Annotated in this window: 18 protein-coding genes; 11 read left to right on the forward strand and 7 right to left on the reverse strand. The window is 32.0% G+C overall.

From position 1 onward, the window contains the following. Positions 1 to 265: 265 nt before the first annotated feature. From AC061C_RS13405 to AC061C_RS13420, 4 genes are all read right to left on the reverse strand, one after another. Entirely contained in the window at positions 266 to 1,033 is a 768-nt protein-coding gene (locus AC061C_RS13405) for a carboxypeptidase-like regulatory domain-containing protein (RefSeq protein WP_417968691.1), read from the reverse strand. A gap of 84 nt (positions 1,034 to 1,117) precedes the next feature. Continuing rightward, on the reverse strand, positions 1,118 to 3,049 hold the full coding sequence (locus tag AC061C_RS13410; protein WP_417968690.1) for a DEAD/DEAH box helicase: 1,932 nt from the start codon (positions 3,047 to 3,049) through the stop codon (positions 1,118 to 1,120). A gap of 205 nt (positions 3,050 to 3,254) precedes the next feature. Further along, entirely contained in the window at positions 3,255 to 3,833 is a 579-nt protein-coding gene (locus AC061C_RS13415; RefSeq protein WP_478291588.1) for a non-canonical purine NTP diphosphatase, read from the reverse strand. 116 nt (positions 3,834 to 3,949) lie between these two features. Then, positions 3,950 to 4,714 carry an NYN domain-containing protein gene (locus tag AC061C_RS13420; RefSeq protein WP_309755000.1) on the reverse strand — a complete coding sequence of 255 codons (765 nt, stop codon included), beginning with the start codon at positions 4,712 to 4,714 and terminating at the stop codon, positions 3,950 to 3,952. A 267-nt stretch (positions 4,715 to 4,981) separates the two neighbouring features. On the opposite strand from AC061C_RS13420, the gene capB reads away from it, so the two are divergent. From capB to AC061C_RS13440, 4 genes are all read left to right on the forward strand, one after another. Beyond that, on the forward strand, positions 4,982 to 6,244 hold the full coding sequence (gene capB, locus AC061C_RS13425) for a cysteate-C-fatty acyltransferase (RefSeq protein ID WP_478291599.1): 1,263 nt from the start codon (positions 4,982 to 4,984) through the stop codon (positions 6,242 to 6,244). 112 nt (positions 6,245 to 6,356) lie between these two features. Beyond that, positions 6,357 to 6,815: a hypothetical protein gene (locus AC061C_RS13430; protein ID WP_478291589.1), complete on the forward strand. Its 459-nt coding sequence runs from the start codon at positions 6,357 to 6,359 to the stop codon at positions 6,813 to 6,815. A 228-nt stretch (positions 6,816 to 7,043) separates the two neighbouring features. After that, positions 7,044 to 7,796 (forward strand): GLPGLI family protein, encoded by a 753-nt coding sequence (locus tag AC061C_RS13435; protein WP_478291590.1) that lies wholly within the window; start codon positions 7,044 to 7,046, stop codon positions 7,794 to 7,796. Between the two features lie 10 nt (positions 7,797 to 7,806). After that, positions 7,807 to 10,431, forward strand: coding sequence for a hypothetical protein (locus AC061C_RS13440; RefSeq protein WP_478291591.1), 2,625 nt, complete (start codon positions 7,807 to 7,809; stop codon positions 10,429 to 10,431). A gap of 75 nt (positions 10,432 to 10,506) precedes the next feature. Here the strand turns inward: AC061C_RS13440 and AC061C_RS13445 are convergent, their stop codons facing one another. Both AC061C_RS13445 and AC061C_RS13450 read right to left on the reverse strand, forming a co-directional pair. Beyond that, positions 10,507 to 11,625, reverse strand: a complete 1,119-nt coding sequence (locus AC061C_RS13445; protein ID WP_478291592.1) for a GTP cyclohydrolase — start codon at positions 11,623 to 11,625, stop codon at positions 10,507 to 10,509. Further along, positions 11,625 to 12,566: a transporter gene (locus tag AC061C_RS13450; RefSeq protein ID WP_478291593.1), complete on the reverse strand. Its 942-nt coding sequence runs from the start codon at positions 12,564 to 12,566 to the stop codon at positions 11,625 to 11,627. The genes AC061C_RS13445 and AC061C_RS13450 overlap by 1 nt, the downstream gene beginning before the upstream one ends. Before the next feature lie 154 nt (positions 12,567 to 12,720). On the opposite strand from AC061C_RS13450, the gene AC061C_RS13455 reads away from it, so the two are divergent. From AC061C_RS13455 to AC061C_RS13485, 7 genes are all read left to right on the forward strand, one after another. Continuing rightward, positions 12,721 to 12,984 carry a DUF4834 family protein gene (locus AC061C_RS13455; RefSeq protein ID WP_478291594.1) on the forward strand — a complete coding sequence of 88 codons (264 nt, stop codon included), beginning with the start codon at positions 12,721 to 12,723 and terminating at the stop codon, positions 12,982 to 12,984. A 48-nt stretch (positions 12,985 to 13,032) separates the two neighbouring features. Continuing rightward, positions 13,033 to 15,447: a YfhO family protein gene (locus AC061C_RS13460; protein WP_478291595.1), complete on the forward strand. Its 2,415-nt coding sequence runs from the start codon at positions 13,033 to 13,035 to the stop codon at positions 15,445 to 15,447. Between the two features lie 58 nt (positions 15,448 to 15,505). After that, a complete protein-coding gene (locus tag AC061C_RS13465; RefSeq protein WP_309755303.1) occupies positions 15,506 to 15,670 on the forward strand; it encodes a hypothetical protein in 165 nt (54 codons plus the stop codon). Between the two features lie 6 nt (positions 15,671 to 15,676). After that, the gene (locus AC061C_RS13470; protein ID WP_417968677.1) at positions 15,677 to 16,150 is read left to right on the forward strand and encodes a nucleotidyltransferase; all 474 of its coding nucleotides are present in this window, start codon (positions 15,677 to 15,679) and stop codon (positions 16,148 to 16,150) included. Positions 16,151 to 16,477: 327 nt separating this feature from the next. Continuing rightward, the gene (locus tag AC061C_RS13475; RefSeq protein WP_478291596.1) at positions 16,478 to 17,767 is read left to right on the forward strand and encodes a glycosyltransferase family 4 protein; all 1,290 of its coding nucleotides are present in this window, start codon (positions 16,478 to 16,480) and stop codon (positions 17,765 to 17,767) included. 40 nt (positions 17,768 to 17,807) lie between these two features. Next, complete coding sequence (locus tag AC061C_RS13480) at positions 17,808 to 19,280, forward strand: oligosaccharide flippase family protein (RefSeq protein ID WP_478291597.1); 1,473 nt, start codon at positions 17,808 to 17,810, stop codon at positions 19,278 to 19,280. Positions 19,281 to 19,655: 375 nt separating this feature from the next. Next, entirely contained in the window at positions 19,656 to 19,955 is a 300-nt protein-coding gene (locus tag AC061C_RS13485; protein WP_417943457.1) for a hypothetical protein, read from the forward strand. Positions 19,956 to 19,960: 5 nt separating this feature from the next. Here AC061C_RS13485 and uvrA read toward each other — a convergent pair whose 3' ends face one another. After that, entirely contained in the window at positions 19,961 to 22,756 is a 2,796-nt protein-coding gene (uvrA, locus tag AC061C_RS13490) for an excinuclease ABC subunit UvrA (protein WP_478291598.1), read from the reverse strand. Positions 22,757 to 22,895 lie beyond the last annotated feature (139 nt).

A 22,895-nucleotide genomic window follows, 5' to 3' on the forward strand; every position in this document is an offset into this window, starting at 1 on the left:
TACTGAACACTAATTTTTAGTCTCTTTTAGGACTGTTCTTCTTATCTCTTTTTTCTTCTTTCTTTTCTTTAGCCGTTTTTAACGGTTCTTTTTTGACGGTTTTCTTAGCGTCTTGACTTTTTGCCATGATATAGGTTTTTAGTTTTGTTTAACTTTTGATTTAAGTAAATATAAATAATATTTTTGATTTGTTTTTAAATATTATCTTAAAAAATCCCCAAATGCTTTCGGAATTGAGGACCTAGTAACATACAATTTTTTGTATTTATTTCTTTTTCAGTACTTTGTATTCTTCATAACATCCGCTTATTGCGTCCATGATTTGAAGATCATTTGCTGTTTTTATGAACGATTCAGAGTAGTTGCAACGTTGCAAAATTTCAGGTATTTCATTTTTGTCAATACCTAAAAGTACGGCAATCGTTTCTCTGTCAAATTTTGATTCCAGAAGATTACGGACTGTGTCGTCCTTCTTCATTTCTTTAAGTTTCTTTAGTTCTTTTGGCTTGTTACCAAAAAAATTATACAACATATCTGCCGGATTAAATATGGAGCCAAGAACTCTTCCAAAGGCATTAGGTGAATATGCGCCCGCTTCATACCCTTGCGTTAAACCAGAAATACTATAGCGATAGTTTTCTTTCACAGGGATAATTTTAGTGTCTACTTCAAGATAACCAGTAAGATTAAAAGGTCTAATTACTACTTCTTCCAGCGCAATAGCTTTTTCAGTAAGTTGAATTTTGGTGCTTTTGTTTTTAATCCAGTCGTTTGTCACGCGTACTCGCAAGGATTGAAAACCTAGGCTGGTAATGTGCAGGGTGTCATTTACTTGTACATCGATTTCAAAATACCCATTAGAATTGGTAGTAGCACCGCGTACCTTATTCACATTTATGATATTAACACTAGATAACGGTTGTTTTGTCGTGTTGCTTAAAATCAAACCGTCAACTTTATGGGACGCTTCTTGAATTTGGGCATGTACTGTTATGGACAATAGTAAAAATAAAAAAACTACAAAATATTTCATACATTAATTTAAGACTTTAAAAGTAATAAATCAAGATTAAATATTTTGTAGTTCCAGTATAATTATAAGAAAATTAACTAAACGTTAGTCTCTTCTTGGTCTTCTTGGTCTTGGTGTGTCACCAAAGTTTTCTGAACGTCTTGGTGCTCTATCAGATGAACCTTCTGTTCTTGGTCTGTCTGATGTAAAACCACCTTCTCTTCTTGGAGCTGATGTACTTCTTGGTCCAAAACCACCTTCTCTTGGTGCTGAACTTCTGTCGCTTCTAAATCCGCCACCAGAACCTTCGCGTCTTGGAGCAAAGCTTCCTTCTCTTCTTGGAGCTGAACTTCTTCCGCCTCCAAAACTTCCGCCTGAGCTTCTTCCGTTATGATCACGTCTTCCACCACCGTCATTTTTAGAAATTTCAACATTGATTCTACGTCCTTCTAATTGTACGTTGTTCAATATTTCCATTACTTTATCGGTATGTTCTGGATCTGTGTTAAAGAAAGAGAAACCTTCTTTTACATCTACTTTGAAAACGTCATCACGACCTAAGTCTAATGTTTCTTTCAAGTAATCTTTCAATGACATCCAATCAAAGTTATCTCTTGAACCTATGTTCACAAAATATCTCGTTGCACCACCATTGTTGTTTTCTCTTGGAGCACCATCTCTGTCATCACGTTCACGTCTTTCAGAACCTGAAGTTTGATTAGAGATATCTCTGTTTTTCTTATAGTAATTGATAAAACGATTGAATTCAACCGACACCATTTTCTTGATTAATTCTTCTTTCGATAAATCTTCAAGTACACTGTTAATTGCAGGAAGGTATGTGTCAATTTCGTGATCAACCTCTGTGTCTTTAATTTTAGTTGCTAAGTGCAACAATTGGATTTCACAGATTTCAATTCCAGATGGGATTGTTTTTTCTTCGAATTTTTGTTTGATAATTCTTTCTATTGAAGAAATCTTACGCAATTCACTTTTTGTTACAATTACGATTGATGTCCCTAATTTTCCTGCACGTCCCGTACGACCAGAACGGTGATTGTACGTTTCAATTTCGTCAGGAAGTTGGTAATTTACTACGTGAGTAATATTGTCAACATCAATTCCACGAGCTGCTACATCAGTTGCAACAAGCATTTGGATTTGTCTACCTCTAAAAGATTTCATTACACCATCACGTTGCGCCTGAGATAAATCTCCATGCAAGGCAGCAGCGCTGTATCCATCTTCAATTAATTTTTCGGCAACAGCTTGTGTATCACGTTTAGTTCTACAAAAAACTACTGAGAAAATGTCTGGATTAGAATCGGCTAGACGTTTCAAAGCTTCATAACGATCACGAGCATTTACTAAGTAAAATTCGTGAGATACGGTAGCTGATCCTGAATTTTTAGTTCCAACTGTAATTTCAATTGGATCTTTCATGAATTGTTTCCCAATACGTGCTACTTCAGCAGGCATTGTTGCAGAGAATAACCATGTATTTTTTTCGTCTGGCGTAGTGGATAGGATGTTTACGATATCTTCGTAGAAACCCATATTCAACATTTCGTCAGCTTCGTCAAGGATGCAAAAGCTGATTTGAGAGATGTTTACTAATCCTCTATTAATCATGTCTTGCATTCTTCCTGGAGTTGCCACAATAATTTGCGCGCCTCTCTTTATGTCTCTCGCTTGTTCTGTAATGCTAGCACCACCGTAAACTGCTACCACATTAATACCTTTTTCGTATTTGGAGTAGTTTTTAATTTCGTTGGTAATCTGCAAACAAAGTTCGCGTGTTGGAGATAAAATTAATGCTTGTGTATTCCTGTTGTTGGCATCAATTTTCTGAATAACTGGAAAACCAAATGCTGCCGTTTTCCCTGTCCCTGTCTGAGCCAACGCAACCATATCTGTGTCTTTTTCCAATAATAGGGGAATCGCTTTCTCCTGTACTTCGGTCGGATTTTCAAATCCTAGATCTAAAATCGCCTTCAGTAACGATTCACTCAATCCTAATTGTTCAAATTTATTCATATGTATTTTTAAAATAGGGTGCAAAATTACTGTTAATAATCGATATAAACTAATGCTATTTTAAGATTTAATAATTTATTATCATTTGATTGTCAGAAAGTTATATTTTTTATTTAAGAATTGTTTATTTTGATTTAATATTTTAGTCTAAAATAGTGTTACTAAAGTTGTTTTTTTGTTATCAAAATTTTGTATAACTCGCTGTTTATTGATTTAATTTTAAAAAATTAATTAACTGTTGCGTAGCTTTTCCCCTGTGACTGATTTTATTTTTAATGTCTAATGATAATTGTGCAAAAGTCTCCTCGTATTGTAAAGGTCTAAAAATGGGATCGTAACCAAAGCCTAGATTTCCTGTTTTTTCTAAAGTTATTTCTCCAAGAGCAATTCCTGTAAAAAGATGTTGTTTTCCGTTTATGTTTAGTGCTATTACAGTTTTGAATTGGGCTTTCCTATTGTTTATGTCCGATAAGTTTTCTAATACTTTATTCATATTATCATCGGCATTGCGTTGTTCTCCAGCATATCTTGCAGAATACACGCCAGGTGCTCCATTTAAAGCATCGATTTCAAGTCCAGTATCATCAGCAAAACAGTCATAACCGAATTTTTCGGTTACATAATTTGCTTTTAGAATCGCATTACCTTCAATAGTATCGGAAGTTTCGGGGATATCTTCAAAACAACCAATACTTTCTAGACTTCTAATAGTTATGTTCTCGGGAAGCATACTTTGTAATTCAAAGATCTTATTTTTGTTGTTTGAAGCGAAAACGAGCTGCATGGTTTGATTTGTTTATTGGATTGAAATAGTAAGACTTGTAATTTTCATTTAAAACAGGTTGCCAAATTTGATACGATCAGTCAACAACAGCTGCTGATTGAGATAACTGGCATTGTCTAACTAAATCGCAATCGTACGTAAACGTGTTTTATTCCTTTTTTATCAGAATCTCTCTCGTCTATTTCTAGAATGTCAGTTAACGATTTTAACATGGGTGTCAATTTCGAAAATCCATAGTTTCGTGGATCAAATTCTGGTTTTTTCTTAACAATTAGATTTCCTACATCTCCAAGAAAAGCCCATCCACTATCATCGCCTATATCTTCAATTGTAGATTCGATGAGTTCTATCGTTTGTAAATCTATCTTATTAAGGCTTTTTGGTGTGGCCTTTTTAGCATCAGTTGCTGTTCTTTTTGGTTCTTTCTTTTTTATTGCTCCATCTAAAACTTCGATATAAACAAATCGGTCACAGGCAACAATGAACGAATTTGGTGTTTTTTGTTCACCAATACCAATTACTTTCATTCCAGATTCACGAAGTCTGATTGCTAAACGAGTAAAATCAGAATCACTAGAAACAATACAAAAGCCATCTACTTTATCTGAGTATAATAAATCCATAGCATCAATAATCATGGCGGAATCGGATGAATTTTTACCCACCGTATAGCTGTATTGCTGTATAGGTGTAATGGCATGTTCGAGTAAAACGCTTTTCCAACCTCCTGCATTTGGTTTGGTCCAGTCTGCATAAATTCGTTTAGTAGTTGGAGTGCCAAATTTGGCTATTTCTTCCATCATACCTTTTACATTGCTGTAGGGAACGTTGTCGGCATCAATAAGGACGGCTAATTTTAATTCCTTTGTATTGTTAGACATAAATTTAAAATTTATTTTAGTAAGTCAAATATACAAAGTTTATTGTGTTATGCTTGGTATGTTTAGCATTTGATTTGTGCAAATCTGCACTGTTACAAATGGAGTCTTGGTTTTTTAGTAGTACTTGGTTTAAATTTTTGGGTTTGAAATTTTTGAATTTTAGTGTGATTAGATTGCTTTAAAAATAAATTTATTTTCAAGTCCTTTATAAAATTTAAATAATTATTTTTGCAACTTCTTAAAATTAAAATTATTACTTTACATATTATGGTAAAAGATTTATTCGAAAGAATTCAAAACAATAAAGGTCCTTTGGGGAAATGGGCTTCACAAGCTGAAGGGTATTTTGTTTTTCCAAAATTAGAAGGTGAGTTGGGACCAAGAATGCAGTTTGGTGGAAAAGATATTTTGAATTGGAGTTTGAATGACTATTTAGGTCTAGCTAATCATCCAGAAGTGCGTCAAGCAGATACTGATGCTGCTATTCAATATGGAGCTGCTTACCCAATGGGAGCAAGAATGATGAGCGGACATACTAAATATCATGAGCAATTAGAGAATGAATTGGCTGCTTTTGTAATGAAAGAATCAGCGTATTTATTGAATTTTGGATACCAAGGAATTATGTCCACTATTGATGCATTAGTAACGCGAAATGACATAATTGTTTATGATGTTGATGCCCATGCTTGCATAATTGATGGAGTGCGTTTACACAGTGGAAAAAGATATACTTACAAGCACAATGATCTTGAAAGTATGGAAAAAAATCTGCAACGTGCTACAAAAATGGCTACTGAAACAGGTGGTGGTATTTTGTTTATTACCGAAGGTGTTTTTGGTATGCGCGGACAACAGGGTAAACTTAAAGAAATAGTTGCTTTAAAAGAAAAGTACAATTTCCGTTTGCTAGTTGATGACGCACATGGTTTTGGAACCTTAGGAAAAACAGGAGCTGGAGCAGGTGAGGAGCAAGATTGTCAGGATGGTATTGATGTATACTTTTCTACTTTTGCAAAGTCGATGGCTAATATTGGTGCTTTTGTAGCTGCGGATAAAGATATTATTGACTATTTGAAATACAATTTACGTTCTCAAATGTTTGCCAAAGCTTTACCAATGATTCAAACTATTGGTTCGTTAAAACGTTTGGAGTTGTTGCGTAATCACCCAGAATTAAAAGATAAATTGTGGGAAAATGTAAATGCACTACAAAACGGATTAAGAGCGCGTAACTTTAATATTGGGGACACCAATACTTGTGTTACGCCAGTTTATCTAGAAGGAAGTGTGCCCGAAGCAATGATTATGGTAAATGATTTAAGAGAAAATTACGGTATTTTCTTGTCGATAGTAATTTATCCTGTAATTCCAAAAGGTATTATTTTATTGAGAATGATTCCTACTACATCACATACTTTATCCGATGTAGATGAAACACTTACAGCTTTTGAAGCAATTCGTGAAAAATTAGAAAATGGTACTTATAAAGAAATAGCAAGCAGAACAACGGTTGATTTAGACGCCTAGTTTTAGTATATTTCATTAGAATTAAACACTATCCATCAACATAAGTTGGTGGATTTTTTTTGTGTTAATTCAAAAATTAATCTTATATTTCAATAACTTAAATTTTAATATTATGAAAAAAGTAATAGTAGTATTCGTTTTTGTGAGTTTTTTTATTTCCTGTAAAAAAGAAAAAGATGCGAGTCTACCGGTGACTGAGGAAGTGGTTGCAGAAGCAAAATCAGAATGCTATTCTTCAATTAAGAGTAAAGATACAGTCACGATGGATTTGAAAATCGATAAAGATTTATCAGTTGTAGGGAACTTGTGTTATCGATTTTTCGAAAAAGATAAAAATGATGGCACTGTAATAGGAAAACTGCAAGGCGATACACTTATTGCCGATTACACTTTTATGTCGGAGGGAGTTACTTCCAGGCGCCAAGTTGTGTTTGTAAAAAAAGGAAATACGTATGTAGAAGGATTCGGAGACATAACTACTGATTCCAGCGGAAAAGTAACTTACAAAGATCTAAAAACGTTAAAATTTGACGATATTGTTGTATTAACAAAAGTAAATTGCGAGCAATAGTTGAAATTCATGGACTTGAACAGGGACATGTAATACTACGACTGTTACACTAGTACTTATTGCAGATGAGTCAATGAATGCCTGTAGATCCGATCCAGCTAGTGATTGACTGAAATAAGTAAATGAAATTTAGTAGTTGCTACATTTGAGTTTATCAAATTCAATTTAATATTGCTTTTAACATTAGGCCGTCATATAATTCAAATCAGCCTTTTTAATTTTATTTTCATGAAATATTTGTTCGTTTTTTTATTTTCAAACCTTATTTTTTCTCAGAAAGCGGATGGTTATATTGATTATCAATATATTCATAAAGTAGATCTAGTTGATAAAGCTAAAATTAGAAAAGCACAGTTTAGAATGTTTTTTACGCCAAGCAAAACTTTCGCTTATGATCTTAACAAGTATAATAGAAGTCTTCAAATTGCGAAGCAATTGGGTGATCAAAATCCTGAATTTAAAAATGAAAAAAATCAAATCAAACCCAATGATTTTATAATTATAGATTTACAAAAACAAATTTATAACTCATTTGAGTATAAAAATAGTAGCTATTTAGTAAAAGATACTATACTACAAGATTGGACTATTCTAGAAGATAAAAAAAAAATTTTAAACTATAGTTGTCAAAAAGCAATCACTACTTTTAGAGGTAGAGATTATGAAGCTTGGTTTACTTCTGATATTCCTGTATCATTTGGTCCATGGAAATTTAATGGTTTACCTGGAGCCATTTTGTCTGTTGTTGATAAAACGGGAGATGTAGAATTTAGCGCTATAAAAATCAGTACTGCACAAGTTGACAATATAATTGAAGAACCATTATATTATGAAGAGGTTACCAAAGAAAAATTGGCTGAAATTAATGATAACTATACGAGTCAAATTAATACTAATTTTACGGTGATCAAAAATGGAGAACAATATGCACCAGTTCCAAAAATTAAGAAGAAAATAAATAATCCAATTGAATTACAATAATCAGTTGATAATGAAATTGTTTTATAGTTTATTCTTTATCTTTTTTTTATTTTTTTTTAGTGCAACTTTTGCACAAAATGTTACGATAACTTGTAAAGTTAGTTACTTAGACATACCAGCGAACGATGTTTTTTTATACATTGTTCAAAAAGATAATAGCACTATAAAAAAGTTTACAAAAACTAATGAAAAAGGTGTTTTTAGTTTTGAAATTCAAAAAAACTTTTTTACAAATCATGAAATTCTTGTAAAAAGCTTACGTTACGAAACTATTACTTTGCCACTACTTCAGACTCAACTTTTTTATGAATTCAAACTCTCCGAAAAGCCAAGAATTTTAGATGAAGTTGTTGTAAAAAGAGACCTTCTTGTTCGTAAACAAGGTGATTCCATTAAGTATAAATTGAAAGATTTTGCTAATCTTAACGATCGTAAATTAGAAGATGCTTTAAGAAATATACCCGGATTAGAAATAGATGGTAGTGGAACCATCAAGTACCAAGGTATGTCATTGTCTAATTTTTATATCGAGGGTGATGATATTTTATCTAAAAATTATAAAATTGCAACACAAAATTTTAACACGGAGATTATTGACGAAATACAAATACTCGAAAATAATCAACCTATTAAATTATTACAAGGAAAGGTAATTCCAAAAAATGCAGCGCTCAACATAACATTAAAATCAGACTATAAAAATACGTGGATTCATAATTTAGATTTAGGACTAGGTATTCCGAATCTTTACAAAATGAATTACTTCAATACACTTATTTCCAAAAAAATAAAGGTCGTTAATATATTGAAATTTAATAATGTCGGACAAGATCTTAATACTATGTTTGCTAGTACAGAATTTAGTGATCTTTTTACTAAGTTTGATTTAAATTTTAGAGAAAATATACTCTCAGCATCGAATACCTCATTGCCTCCGTTGAGTAAAAATAGATTTGAAAATAGAATATTTGCAGCTAGTACAAATACATCCTTTAAATTGAATAATGATGTGGATTTTAAAACTAATTCTATTTTTTATAATGATTTTAACCCATATCAAGTAAATAATTCTACAACTTTCAATAATGTTGATACAGCAATTGGTTTTGTTGAAAATAATAGTTTTTCAAAAAAAGGCAATTACTTTATTCAAAATAGTACTGTTAGAAAAAATACAAATACTATTTATTGGACTAACGATTTTAAAGCAGAATTTTACAAGGAGAAAAGTTATTCTGAACTAAACAATGCAAGTAACACGCAAAATCTTAAGAACCATTTGTTCCAGTTTACAAATAAATTTAATGTTATAAAAACAATAGTAAAAACGTTTTTTAATTTAAATTCATATTTATATGTTGGAAGTCTTAAAGATGAATTAATCATAAAAAAAGGTCTTTTTCCAAATCTCTTAAACAACAATATAGACTATCTAGCTACAAATCAAATTATTAACAATAGAATTTTCTTTTTTAAAAATGCGGCAAATTTTAGTTACACTAAAAATTTATGGAAATTCCAATCAGAATTTTCAAATATATTCTCGAATAGAGACAACAATACAGACTTATCACTTACTCAAAACAGTGGTGAAGTAACAGTATTGCCAGAATATTTCAATCAAAACAAAAACATATTTAGTAAAACATCTGTTTTAGCAAGAATAACTTTAAAAAAAGAACAACTTAAATGGGAATCGTCTTTTGCACCAACTTTTTATAACTTCATTTCGTTAAGTAACAAAAATGTATTCTCAAAGGTATTTCAAACCGAAGTGGAACAAAAATTTGGTAGAGAAAACATGTTCAATGTAGAATATTCTTTTAATAATGTTCCGAGAAATGTTCTTGATAATTATGATAATTATTATTTACAAAATTTTCGAAGTTTTTACAGAAATCAATTAGATTATTTTCAAACGGATAGTCATAAAATAGCTTCAAGACTTGTTTTGCAGCGCACATCTAAACTTCTTTTTATAAATTTAGATTTTGAAAAAACTTTTAACCGAGCAAATTTTATAGGATCCAATATTTTTTCTTCGTCATCAAATAGATTTGAATATATTTTATTTGAAAACTATAGCAAAAAAACAAAAGTTTCTCTTGGCATTTCGAAGTACTTTTTTAGATTAAAATCAAATTTTAAAATAAATATTAACTACAATTTAGTTGCTCAAAATCAGCTTAATAATAATATTTTAATTCCTTTTGAAAACAAAAATCAAGAAATTCGATTAAACTTTAACCCTAAATTTTTTAAAACTATAGGTTTTACTTCCGAATATTCTTTTCAAAAAAACACCAATAAAAATAAAAACACAGGGTTTAAAAACCAAGTGATTTTTCATTCTAGTAAAAACAACTTTGACGTTAATTTTACAGAAAATTTTTCGCTTAGACTTTCAAACGAGTTTATACAGTTTATAAATCTTAACAAGAATACAAACCATTATTTAGATGCCTTTTTAAATTATAAAAATCCAAAGTCTAAATTTACATATGAATTAAAGTGGTCTAATATCTTGAATAGAGACAAATATAGTATTCAAAACAATACAGAATTTATTTCGAGTGAGACAACTTTTTTCATAAGGCCTCAAAATTTATTAGTAACGATTTTTTATAAGTTTTAAATAGAAAAACCTAAAAAGTCTGATTTATAATAAATTTACAATCATCTGAGTCAAAAATTTCTTAAATCGTAGTTTTTATAAACTCTTGATGAAAGTACATCTTCGTTTATGAACAACTGGATCAAAATGTTTCCATAAATTTTGAATAGCCAAGTTGTTTGCTAATTCTGGTGTTCTATAACAGTTGAGTATGCCTTTTTCTTTAAATGTTTCGTAACACTCTTTAAAAAGGATTGCGGTTACAGCTTTGTTCTGGTATTCTGGCAATACACCAATAAGGTAAAAAAGTACATTTTTACTTTGTCTTTTTGCTTTTAGCAAATGTATAAATCCGAAAGGAAACAATTTACCTTTGGATTTTTGTAAAGCTTGAGCAAAATCAGGCATTACAATACTAAACGCTACAATGTTATGGTCTTTATCTTCAACAAACTTTATGAATTCAGGATTGATAAAGCTGATGTATTTTTTCTTAAAATATTCTTTTTGAGTATCGGTGATCGCTACAAATGAGGATAATGAGGCGTATGATTTGTTAAATAAATCAAACATTTTATCTACGTGTGGCATTACTTCTTTGGTAGTTTTAAAATTGAGCGGATTTAATTGATACCTTCTTTTTACCAAGTCGTTTGCTTTTTCAAAAAACTCCAGTTTTACGTTTTCAAATGGGAACTTACTCTCTAAATATTCTTTTTCAACATTAAAACCCAATTGCTCAAAATGGCGGGCATAATACGGATGATTGTACCACGTAATCATGGTTCCGATTTCCTCAAAACCTTCTGTTAGGACTCCTACTTTATCTAAATTTGAAAAACCCATAGGGCCTTCAACATGGTCTAAATTGTTTTTTCGTCCTAGTTCGTATACTTTTTCAAGTAGTGCTTTTGTTACTTCAATATCGTCAATTACATCAAACCAACCAAAACGAGTTTTGCTTTTTTTTTGATCATTTACCTCACCCCAATTAATAATAGCTGCAATCCGACCAACAATTTCATTGTCTTTGTATGCGATGTAAAAATAGGCTTCGGCATTTTCAAAAGCCGGATTTTTGGTTTTATCAAAGGTTTCCAGCTCATCTGCAATAATGGGTGGTACCCAATACTTATCATTTTTATATAATGTGAATGGAAACTTAATATAATCTGTTAATTCACTTTTGGTAACGGCTTCTTTAATTGTAATCATTATCCTTTTTTTGTCTTTTTGGCTCTTTTTTCTGCTTTAGACCCCGTATTTTTATCGTTATTGTCAATGTTTATTCTCACTTCTTTGTACTTAGCATCATAACGCCAGGAAAAACCAATGCCTCCATACACTATAGAAGGTGTTGTTTTCAAGCTTGTACTAATTGAAGCGTCAATTTGCATGTCTTTGTTTAATAAATACGCGGCACCACCACGAACAATTGCATCACTATAAAAATCACTTTTAAACCCTTGATTTTCAACAAATCCTGACCATTTGTCATTAAACCCACGAGTTAATGTTAGTACGTAGCCATAACTAGGAAAATCGGTACCAACATAATCGGCAATGATATTTGTTACAAAAACCCATTTTCCATCACCCAAATGGTTTTGAGTTATCAAGATAATTTTTGGTGATATGCTGGATTCTGGAGAAAAAGAATACGGGTTTTCCGCCATCGTAAAATTAGCTCCTGCAAACAAAGAAACCGCTGGTACTAATTGGCGCCAAGTGAATTTTCTATTGGCTTTCCAACTATGAATATTTATTTTTTTTTCATAATTTTTAAAAGGATCATAGATTAAATATTTTGCTCCAAAAACGGTTTGTTTGAAGTCTGCAATTTTAGTACTGCTGAACAACTCATTGTAGGTCTCGTTTTGGTATTGAATATCAGCGATCAATTCTAGATTTTCTAGGAATAAACCCCATCGTAAAGTGGCATCGATACCGAAGCCATTTGAATTATAATTCAATAAACTATGTTTCTGTTTGATGCCATAAACGCCTGTTTCTATTTGGATTACTGATTTGCCTACAGAGTAAGCTGACATGGTTTCTCCAGGTCTATTAGAGTTTATTTCGTCTGTATGTTGACCATAATGCATACTTGGTTGTAATAAAATAAAGGCGATCAGCAAGATTTTTATTTTAAACATAGTAATTTTTTTTGGGTTGAAAAGTAATAACGCATTTCAAATGTACTATATTTTATCATTTATTTAAGAATGATATTTTAATTTTGTCTCGAAGTTTCAATATGGATTTATTAATTTTGAAAAAATATATATTAACATTCAAATAGCATAATTTATGGGTTTTATAAAAGCACTTTTTTATATGATTGCTTTCTATTATATTTTCAGATTTTTAGCAAAACTGTTTCTGCCATTATTGGTAAAAAAAGTAGTTGAAAAAGCAGGTGAAAATATGCAAAAGCAGCAACAACAGGCGCAAGATGCTTCTTGGAAAAAGACACAAACAAAGGATGAGGTGCTTTATAATACGGCTAATGCCAAAAATCCTCGCGAAACCAAAAAAGTGGGTGATTATGTTGATTACGAAGAAATAGATTAAGTTTGTCGTTTTTAGCATTGTATTTACTCTAATTCAAACTATTTTACATTGAAAATATTAAATAAATTTTATCCACACGCGGCAGCCATAGTAGGTTTTGTATTAATTTCTATTCTTTATTTTTATCCTGTTTTGCAAGGAAAGCAAATTTTCCAATCGGATATTGTTCAGTACACGGGGATGGCCAAAGAACAAAACGATTTTAGAGCTACTAACGATCTTGAACCCTATTGGACAAACTCAGCATTTGGTGGAATGCCTACTTATCAATTGGGAGCGAAATACCCACACGATTATATTGGTGCAATAGATGATATGTTACGTTTTTTACCGCGTCCTGCTGATTATTTATTCTTGTATTTTCTTGGGTTTTATGGATTGATGTTGGTGTTAAAAATAGATCCATTAAAAGCATTTTTTGGGGCAATAGCCTTTGGTTTATCTACCTATTTAATAATTATTCTTGGTGTGGGTCATAATGCAAAGGCTCATGCTATTGCCTATATGCCACTGGTTATTGCTGGTTTTATTCTGGTGTTTCAAAAAAAATACATTCTGGGAGGATTAGTTACGCTTTTTGCGGCTGCATTAGAAATTAATGCAAATCACTTCCAAATGACGTATTACTTACTGATTTTTCTATTGATTCTGTCTGTTTATTTTTGTTATAATTTTATAAAAGAAAAGGAATATAAGTCCCTGTTCTTTTCTTTTGGGATATTAGCAGCTGCTGGAATTTTAGCTATTGGTGCCAATGCTACCAATTTAATGGCTACCACTGAATATGCTGATTTTAGTATTCGTGGCAAAAGCGAACTGACATTCAATCCAAACGGTTCAAAAAACGAGACAAGTTCATCCATGTCCAAAGACTACATCACAGAGTACAGTTATGGCGTTATGGAAAGCTTCAATCTTATTGCACCTCGACTTTTTGGGGGTTCAAATAATGAAGCAGTTGGCAAAGACAGTAATATGTATGAATTCATGATAGGACAGGGAGTTCCTGAGGATCAAGCAACTGATTTTGTGTCTGGAATGCCAACCTATTGGGGAGATCAACCTATTGTCGCTGCTCCTGCATACATTGGAATTGTAGTTTTCTTCCTGGCGATTATAGCTTTGTTTATTGATAAACGAAAGATTAAATATGTATTTCTTGCCGGTTCGATTGTAGCCTTAATGTTATCTTGGGGTAAAAATTTCCCTATTTTAACGAACTTCTTCATCGATTACGTTCCCATGTATGATAAATTCAGAGCCGTTTCTTCGATTCAGGTGGTGCTTGAATTATGTTTTCCAGTTTTGGCTATTATGGGATTGCAGTCTTACTTTCAATTAGACAAAAAATTACAGTGGAAAGCGTTGTATGAGTCGGTAATTTTAAGCTTAGGTATTATTGTGATTTTGTTTTTGTGCAAAAGCATGTTCAGTTTTACTGGTGGGAATGATGCGAGTTACCAGGAAATGTATGGTCCTGATTTTGTCAATGCCCTAAAACTGGATCGAATGAGTTTGTTTAGTGCTGATTTATTGCGTTCAGGATTTTTTATCGTAGTGACGGCATTCGTATTATGGTTGTCAATAAAAGAAAGATTTGCTCAAAACACAGCGATACTAATTGTGGGACTTTTGATGGTTTCCGATTTGTTTTTTGTAGATAAAAAATATGTTTCGGGAAAGGATTTTGTAAGTCGCAGTCAGGTTGAGGTTCCTTTTCAAGAGTCGCCAGCAGATGCTGAAATACTAAAAGATACTTCAAATTACCGTGTTTTTGAAGTTGGCGATATCATGGGAGCGAGAGCTTCTTATTTTCATAAATCTATTGGTGGTTACAGTGCGGTACGACCACGAAGAGTGCAACAATTAATTGATTACCAAATAAGTAAAAACAATATCGAGATTCTTAATTTACTGAATGTAAAATATCTTATTCAAAAAGACAAAGAAGGTAGAGAATTTCCAGTTGCTAATCCAGATGTGAATGGAAACGCATGGTTCGTGAGCAAAGTAAAAGTAGTAAATTCTGCTGATGAAGAGATGAAAGCATTAGACAGTTTAGATTCTAAAAACGTTGCAATAATAAATCAAAAAGAGTTTCAAATAAAAAATACGGCTTTCGCCAAAGACAGTTTAGCGACTATAACTTTAGCTACTTATAAGCCTAATTATTTGAAATATACTTCAGAAAACGCAAATGAAGGATTAGCCCTATTTTCTGAAATGTATTACGGAAAAGGCTGGAATGCTTACATTGACGGTAAAAGTGTAACGCATATCAGAGCGGATTATGTGTTAAGAGGCTTGCAAATTCCCGCGGGGAAACACAACATAGAATTCAAGTTTGAACCACAAGTAATAAAAACGGGCGGAATGATTACACTGATTAGTTCGATTGTAATAGTATTAGTTTTAGTGGCTGGAATTTATTTTGAAAGGAAGAAAAACGCGTTAGCTGTCTAATATTTATTTGTAAATTTAACCCAATAAACTTTTGAATAGATTCTAAATTTGAAATGAAATGGGTAAAGTAAAATTAAATCACGAACATCCAGCAGTTAAGGAGGAAAGATATATTGAAGAAGTAAAACAATTGAGCTATCAGCAACGTTTTGAAAAACTCATTGCAATAATTGAACTTTCTAACGTATTAAAATTGGCAAAAAAATATCCAACATCAAAATAATTTGAAATGAATATTCATAAACAAATACTAGATGTTTGGAAGTACTTGTCAGAAAACAACGTAAACTATCTAACCATAGGTGGTTTTGCTGTAAATATTTATGGCTACGGAAGAAATACAGGAGATATTGATATTTTTATTGAAGATACGGTTGCTAATCGTGAAAACTTAAGGATTGCAATTAAACAAATGGGATTAGGTGATTTTGAAAGTATTAAAACGATGCAATTCCTTCCGGGTTGGACAGATTTTACCCTAAATATTAATTTTAGATTGGATATTATGACTTCTGTTAAAGGTCTAGAAAATAAGCCTTTCGCAACACTTTTAGAAAAAGCAAATATCATTGATATAGATGGGATTCCAGTAGTTTTTATTGATTACGATAATTTGATTATTGCAAAAAAAGCGGTTAATAGATTAAAAGATCAGTTAGATATTGAAGAGTTGGAAAAACTAAATAATAAAAATATTTATTAAAATCATGAAAGAACTTTTCGGTTTAAAATCGTTTCAACAGATATTGTTTTTGATCTTTTTTTTAGGCTTAACTCTTGGAGTATTTGTTGGTATTTATCTCTTTAATCCTGAAAATTTTGAATACTATCTAATAATCCCATCTTTCCCCGCTTTTTATAAAATTGCAACGGGTTTATATAAAAATGTAACCTTATTTAGGGTAGATTTAAAGTCCATGACCAAAAGTAATTTCTCAAATATTTAACCCTATTCATTAAAGAAGAATCCTAACTATTATTTGTAAAGAGTCTTTAATAGTAGTAATGACTAAATAACACATAAATTATTTTGGCCCCAAAAAAAATTATTATTATTACTTATTATTGGCCACCAGCTGGCGGACCGGGTGTACAACGTTGGTTAAAATTTGTCAAGTACTTACCAGAATTTGGCGTTCAGCCGATCGTTTATATTCCGGAGAATCCTACGTATCCTATTATGGATCAGAATCTAGTTCAGGACGTTTCAGATCAAGCCGTTATTTTAAAACAAAAGATATTTGAACCGTATCAATTAGCTTCATTTCTTTCGAAGAATAAAACTAAAAAGATGAATTCCGGGATTATTCCCAATCAGAAAAAACAAAGCTTTCTTGATAAAACGTTACTCTGGATTCGGGGGAATCTTTTTATTCCGGATGCTCGTGTTTTTTGGGTAAAACCATCGGTGGCTTTTTTGGAGAAATACATTGTTGAAAATAATATTGACACTGTCGTTACGTCGGGACCTCCTCATAGTTTGCATCTTATTGGACTAGAATTAAAGCAAAAATTAGATTTGAAATGGTTTGCCGATTTTAGAGATCCGTGGACCACCATTGGCTATCATAAATCCTTACGATTGTCTCATTATGCGGATAAAAAGCACAAAGTACTGGAGCATCAGGTTTTGAATACAGCGGATACTATTATCGTGACGAGTAAAACCACTAAAGCAGAATTTCAAGCGATTACAAATAAACCAATTGAGGTCATAACCAATGGCTACGATACGGAAGAAGTGGCGAAACAACCTTTAGATTCTAAATTTACATTGGCGCATATTGGTTCTTTTCTTTCAGAGAGAAATCCTTTAATTTTATGGGAAAGTTTAGCTGAATTGACTGCTGAAATTCCAGATTTTAAATCCCATTTAGAAATAAAATTAATTGGTGCTGTAAGTCAGGAAGTTTTGCAAACAATTACTCAAGTTGGGTTACATTCCTATTTAAATAATATGGGTTATGTTTCGCATGCAGAGGCGATCGAGCACCAAAGAAAATCGCAGGTTTTGTTGCTTATCGAAATTGATTCTCCTGAAACCAAAAGCATTATCCCTGGAAAATTATTCGAATATATGGTGTCAAATCGGCCGATAATTGCGATTGGTCCTAATGGATCAGATTTTGCCGAAATCATAACCGAGACCAATACGGGTATATTTTTTGATTATTCAGAAAAAATGAAACTTAAAAGTGTAATTTTGGACTTTTACAAGCAGTTTTTGGAGGGTAAATTGCATTCAAATGGAGTTGGATTACAAAAATATTCTAGAAAAAATCTTACCAAAGATTTGGTCGAAGTAATTAACAAAATATAATTTAAAAGTGAGTTTGCTTCGTGCCTCGCAATAAGATAAAATGGGAATAGTATTAAATCAGTCCTTAAAGAATACCGTAATTACCTATATTGGATTTGGAATTGGTGGTGTAAATACTATTTATTTGTATCCTGTTTTTCTTGGGGCTACTTTTTACGGATTAACGAATTACATTACCTCTTGCGCAAATGTGATCATGCCATTATTTGCAATTGGGATGCAAAATACACTAGTTAAATTTTATTCTCAATACCAGACCGAGGAAGAAAAGTCTCGTTTTTTATCCTTTACAGTTTTATTCCCTTTGTTATTAATAATTCCAATGTTGATCATTGGACTTTTCTTTTACGATGAAATTTTATTTTTCTTATCAAAAAAGAACCCAATTGTAAAAAGTTTTATCTGGCTTATACCTTTTATTGGTTTGTGTATGGCATATTTCGAAATTTTTTATGCTTGGTTGCGGGTTCATATGCACTCTGTTTTTGGTAATTTTATAAAAGAAGTAGGGCTGAGGTTGTTTTCATTGTTATTATTAATTGCTGTTTATTATGATATACTCACCGTTGAAGGGTTTGTTTACGCAACAGCCGGTTTGTACTTTTTGGCATTACTAGTGACAATGTTCTACGCATTTAGCATACAAAAACCCGCCTTTCAGTTTGTCATACCAGCAAATACAAAAGAAATATTAACGTATACTTTTTATATTATTCTGTCTGGTAGTGTTGCCAATTTACTATTGGATGGAGATAAAATTATGCTTAACCAATATATGGTTATTGATAATATTGCTTTTTATTCGATAGCAACATTCATCGCATTGGTAATATCAGTTCCAAGTCGGGCCATGCACCAAATCGTTTATCCAATAACAGCTCGATTAATGCACGAAAATAAGCAGCAAGAGCTAAATGATTTGTACAAAAAAACATCCATTAATCTTCAAGTTGTGGGCGGTTTGGTTATGTTGGGTATTTTTGTCAATATTAATAAATTGTACGATATGCCTCAATTGCATGACTACAAAGAAGGAATAATGGTTGTATTTATGATTGGTTTATCTAAATATTTTGAATTGATATTAGGCAATAATAATGCTATCATTTTTAATACTAAATATTATAAAACAGTTTTGTTTCTTGGAGTGCTTTTAGTTGTCATAGCTGTTGTCCTGAATGCAATATTTATTCCTATTTATGGTATAATTGGTTCTGCTTTTGCTACTTTATTATCGATAACAATATACAGTTTGGCTAAATTACTTTTTGTGGTAAAGCGTTTGCACTTGTATCCATTTACAAAACAAACGGTAACTTCTCTTGTGGTTACTTTTATATTATTTATTGCTTTTTATTTTTGGGAATTTCCTTTTACCCCAATAATCAGTATTGGTTTCAAATCAATTTTGGTTACACTTTTATATGTTTACATCAATTACAAATTTGTAATCTCAATCGAAATCAATCAAGTTTTAGATGTTGTTTTGAAAAAATTGAAGCTCAAACTATAATTTTGATCTTTACTTAAGTACTTCTTCAATCTAATTTTTAAAAGGAATTTTTCTCGTCTATATCAAATAGGAATTTGAAAAATTTATTTAAAAAAAATACTGTTTTCTATTCTTAAAAGTTAGGTACTAGCCTTGCTTATCTGTGAATAATGTAAGTTTAATTAATTATTGTATAACTGTAAATAGGTTCTTTGAAAATACATTTGTAAAGAACTTTAATAGTAATACTGATTAGCTGTTTGATATTTAAATAGATTAAAAATCACTAAAAGTGGGTATTGTGAAAATTATGTATAGCGTTTACTTTTGCATTATATAATTTTATCAAACTATTTTTTAGAAAAATAATAGCTAAGGTAATTTATTCTAATAATTATGACAAGCAATACCTATGTTAACGAAGAAAGTCTGCAACAATTTACCTCAATTCTTGCAAGTAAAATTCATCATGGATTTACAATTATAGAAAAAAATGATTCGTTACCTTTTGCAGTTTTATCAAAAAGCAGGAAAGAGGTCGATCATGGATTAAATTTTTTACTTTGTTGCATGACTTTAGGAGTATGGTCAGTTGGCTGGATTTATGTAACTTACGTTTCCTCCAAAGAAAAAAACATTGTAATTGCCATTGATGAAGATGGCAATACGTTTGAAGAAAAATGCTATACTGATTAGAAATCTTATAATTTATCTTTTAAATATTTCCCGGTTACCGAATCTTTTATTTTTACAATTTGTTCAGGCGTTCCCACTGCCAATAATTTACCACCGTTTTCGCCTCCTTCTGGGCCTAAGTCAATCACCCAGTCTGCACATTTGATCAAATCAAGGTTGTGTTCAATAACTAATATTGAATGTCCTTTTTCTATAAGCGCATCAAATGAGACTAATAATTTCTTGATATCATGAAAATGCAATCCCGTTGTAGGCTCATCAAAAACAAATAAAGCTTTGTCCTTTGTTGCGCCTTTTACTAGGAATGAAGCGAGTTTTATACGTTGCGCTTCACCACCTGAAAGTGTAGAGGAGGATTGTCCTAATTGCACATATCCCAAACCAACATCTTGTAATGGTTGTAGTTTTTGAGTGATTTTAGCTTGTTTATGAGCTATGAAAAATGCAATTGCATCATCTATAGTCATCGTGAGTATATCGTGAATGTTCTTGCCTTCAAAAGCGACTTCCAGTACTTCTTTCTTAAATCGTTTTCCATTACAGGTTTCACACGGCAATTGCACATCGGCCATAAAAACCATTTCTACATTTATGGAGCCCTCTCCTTTACAAGTTTCACATCGTCCACCATCAACATTAAAAGAAAAATGCTTGGCTTGATAGCCTCTTATTTTTGATAGTTTTTCTTTAGCATACAATTCCCGAATGTCATCGTATGCTTTGATATACGTAACCGGATTGGAACGCGAACTTCTTCCTATTGGATTTTGATCAACGTATTCAATATGTTTGATTTGCAAAAAAGAACCAGATAGTTCGCTGAATTGTCCTGCTTTCTCTCCCACGTTCTCTAGCTTTTTTTGCATGGCTGGAAAAAGAATCTTTTTAACAAGCGTACTTTTTCCGCTTCCTGAAACTCCTGTGATTACTGTTAATACATCCAAAGGAAAGGTTACATCTATATTTTGTAGATTATTTTCCCTTGCGCCTTTTATTTCGATGAAATTCTTGAAAGCTCTTCGCTTTTTTGGTACAGAAATTTCTAAATCTCCGCTGAGATATTTAGCTGTAAGCGAAGTTGATTTCAGTATTTGGTCATAAGTTCCTTGCGCGACTAAATTCCCTCCAAGAGTACCAGCCTCTGGACCAATATCAATAATCATATCGGCTGCCTTCATAATATCTTCATCGTGTTCGACCACAATAACGGTATTTCCTAAATCTCGCAGGGAGAGCAATACTTTAATCAATCGTTCTGTATCTTTTGGGTGTAAACCAATGCTAGGTTCATCTAAAATATACATAGATCCCACCAAACTACTACCTAGCGAAGTCGCTAAATTGATACGCTGTGATTCCCCCCCAGAAAGTGTGGCTGAATTTCTGTTTAAGGTCAAATAATCGAGCCCTACTTCGGTTAAAAAGGATAAGCGGTTGTTAATTTCGATTAACAATCGTTTTGCTATTTGTTTTTCATAAACATCTAGTTCAATATTTTCGAAAAAAGTAACCAAATGTTTAATTGGTAAATCAACTAAATCAGAAACTGTCTTAGCATTGATTTTTACATACGAGGCTTCAATTCTTAGGCGTTTTCCTTTGCAAGAGTAACATTTAGTTTTCCCTCTGTAGCGAGAAAGCATTACCCTGTTTTGTATTTTATAATTCTTTTCTTCTAGCTCTTTAAAGAAATCATTCAATCCTTGAAAATAACTGTTTCCAGTCCAAATTAATTCTTTTTGATCCTCAGATAATTGGAAATAAGGCTTGTGAATTGGGAAATCAAATTTGTAAGCCTTGTTGACCAACTCATCTCTAAACCAACTCATACTCTCGCCTCTCCAAGGAAAAATAGCATTTTCAAAAACGGATAAAGTGGTATTTGGGACTACTAATTCAGCATCAATTCCTATTATATTTCCATAGCCCTCGCAAACAGGGCAGGCACCGTACGGATTATTAAAGCTGAATAAATGCACGTTGGGTTCCAAAAATGTAATTCCATCTAATTCGAAATTATTAGAATACGAATACTTTTTGTCGGAGTTTAGTTCTTGCAAATGACAAATGCCTTTACCTTCAAAAAATGCAGTTTGTACGGCATCGGCCAACCGATTATAAAATTCATTTTCTCCTGAAGTTGATGGATTAACAACGATTCGGTCTACTATTAAAAATATGTTTTTGGTATCTAATGAATCCGGTAAATCATCAAGACGAACCATTTCATTATTAACTAATATTCGAGCAAAACCTTGTTGCAAAAGCACTTTTAGTTTGTCTTCCAGTTTTCGTCCTTCTTCTAGATGAATAGGAGCGAGTAGTAACCATTTGCTTTCTAGTTCAAACTTTTTTACATCATTGATGACATCTGTAACCGTATTTTTTTTTACTTCACGATCTGATATAGGGGAATAAGTGCGTCCAATTCTAGCAAAAAGTAACTTTATATAATCGTATATTTCGGTCGATGTTCCTACTGTAGAACGGGCGTTTGTTGTATTTACTTTTTGTTCAATAGCAATTGCCGGAGCAATTCCTTTAATGTATTCTACTTTCGGTTTGTCTAAACGTCCTAAAAATTGTCGGGCATAGGAGGACAAGCTTTCTACGTATCGGCGTTGCCCTTCGGCATACAAAGTATCAAAAGCTAAACTAGATTTTCCAGAACCAGAGAGTCCTGTAATTACTACTAATTTATTTCTGGGTATAGCAACATCTACATTTTTTAGGTTATGTACTTGTGCGCCTTTTATGATGATATTTTTCTTAGGATCTAATGTAGAAAGGTCAACTTGCATAAAACAATAATTTTCACAAAAGTAATCAATTTTCAACCGACTAAAAGAATTGAACAAGTCACAAATAATCTTTAAAAACTGCAAATAATAGTGATTTTGGGATATGTATAGTTTTTATGTTTTCTATCCCATAAATAAA

Source organism: Flavobacterium sp. GNP010 (assembly GCF_056428945.1).

Coding starts and splice junctions, on each gene's coding strand:
- AC061C_RS13405 (WP_417968691.1), bottom strand. CDS start 1,033: ATGAAATATTTTGTAGTTTTTTTATTTTTACTATTGTCCATAACAGTA.
- AC061C_RS13410 (WP_417968690.1), bottom strand. CDS start 3,049: ATGAATAAATTTGAACAATTAGGATTGAGTGAATCGTTACTGAAGGCG.
- AC061C_RS13415 (WP_478291588.1), bottom strand. CDS start 3,833: ATGCAGCTCGTTTTCGCTTCAAACAACAAAAATAAGATCTTTGAATTA.
- AC061C_RS13420 (WP_309755000.1), bottom strand. CDS start 4,714: ATGTCTAACAATACAAAGGAATTAAAATTAGCCGTCCTTATTGATGCC.
- capB (WP_478291599.1), top strand. CDS start 4,982: ATGGTAAAAGATTTATTCGAAAGAATTCAAAACAATAAAGGTCCTTTG.
- AC061C_RS13430 (WP_478291589.1), top strand. CDS start 6,357: ATGAAAAAAGTAATAGTAGTATTCGTTTTTGTGAGTTTTTTTATTTCC.
- AC061C_RS13435 (WP_478291590.1), top strand. CDS start 7,044: ATGAAATATTTGTTCGTTTTTTTATTTTCAAACCTTATTTTTTCTCAG.
- AC061C_RS13440 (WP_478291591.1), top strand. CDS start 7,807: ATGAAATTGTTTTATAGTTTATTCTTTATCTTTTTTTTATTTTTTTTT.
- AC061C_RS13445 (WP_478291592.1), bottom strand. CDS start 11,625: ATGATTACAATTAAAGAAGCCGTTACCAAAAGTGAATTAACAGATTAT.
- AC061C_RS13450 (WP_478291593.1), bottom strand. CDS start 12,566: ATGTTTAAAATAAAAATCTTGCTGATCGCCTTTATTTTATTACAACCA.
- AC061C_RS13455 (WP_478291594.1), top strand. CDS start 12,721: ATGGGTTTTATAAAAGCACTTTTTTATATGATTGCTTTCTATTATATT.
- AC061C_RS13465 (WP_309755303.1), top strand. CDS start 15,506: ATGGGTAAAGTAAAATTAAATCACGAACATCCAGCAGTTAAGGAGGAA.
- AC061C_RS13470 (WP_417968677.1), top strand. CDS start 15,677: ATGAATATTCATAAACAAATACTAGATGTTTGGAAGTACTTGTCAGAA.
- AC061C_RS13480 (WP_478291597.1), top strand. CDS start 17,808: ATGGGAATAGTATTAAATCAGTCCTTAAAGAATACCGTAATTACCTAT.
- AC061C_RS13485 (WP_417943457.1), top strand. CDS start 19,656: ATGACAAGCAATACCTATGTTAACGAAGAAAGTCTGCAACAATTTACC.
- uvrA (WP_478291598.1), bottom strand. CDS start 22,756: ATGCAAGTTGACCTTTCTACATTAGATCCTAAGAAAAATATCATCATA.